The sequence below is a fragment of the Pseudoalteromonas sp. SG45-3 genome (genome assembly GCF_014164075.1).
Taxonomy (GTDB): domain Bacteria; phylum Pseudomonadota; class Gammaproteobacteria; order Enterobacterales; family Alteromonadaceae; genus Pseudoalteromonas; species Pseudoalteromonas distincta.
Window position 1 is genome coordinate 1 of record NZ_JACJEN010000057.1, and the last position, 821, is coordinate 821.

The window sequence follows — 821 nt, forward strand, 5'->3', positions numbered from 1 at the left end:
ATCATAGCTAAAGTGGTTGAAGGCAGGATAACAATTGCCAATGCTGCTAAGTTACTCAGTAAGTCTCGACGCACTATTGAACGCTACGTAAAGCAATATCAGCAAGTCGGTATTCAATTCGCTGTACATGGTAACAGTGGCAAAGCCCCACCCAACAAAACGCCGGTATCAATAAAAAAAGTGGTTCAAAAATTGATTCAGGAAAAATATTACGATTTGAATCTGTTGCACTTGGCTGAACAATTAGCTACGAATGAGAACATTGTTATTAAGCGTGAAACCCTACGCGGTTGGGCACATGATATTCATCACGTTAAACGAGCCAAACGAAGACGTAGCAATGTTCGAAAGCGCAGAGAGCGCATGGAAGCACCGGGTTTAATGATGCAAATGGATGGCAGTCCACATCGCTGGTTTGGGGATAAAAAGCACTGTTTAATTGCCATGATTGATGATGCGACCAGTGAAGTTTATGCTGAGTTCTTCCCGTCAGAGACCACCGTTGGATGCTTGAAAGTCATGCGAGACTGTATCGAAACGAAAGGTGTGTTTAAAACGCTTTATGTGGACAGAGCGGGTATCTTCGGCGGCCCGAAGCGCTGCAACTTCTCACAGATGCAGAGGGCTTGTGAGGAGCTGGGCATTGAAATCATCTTTGCCAATTCCCCACAAGGTAAAGGGCGCGTCGAACGGGCGTTCGATACCTTCCAAGACCGATTGGTGCCCGAACTTAGGTTGAACAATATTAACGATATTGCCGCTGCCAATGCCTACCTTAAGCATATCTTCATTCCGCAGTTCTGGCAGTCGAAAGTTCAAGT

Annotated in this window: 1 protein-coding gene; it reads left to right on the plus strand. The window is 45.6% G+C overall.

Annotated elements, in window-relative coordinates; genetic code table 11:
* The coding region (locus H5126_RS21225; protein ID WP_182721554.1) for an ISNCY family transposase at positions 1 to 821 on the plus strand (821 nt) is incomplete at both ends.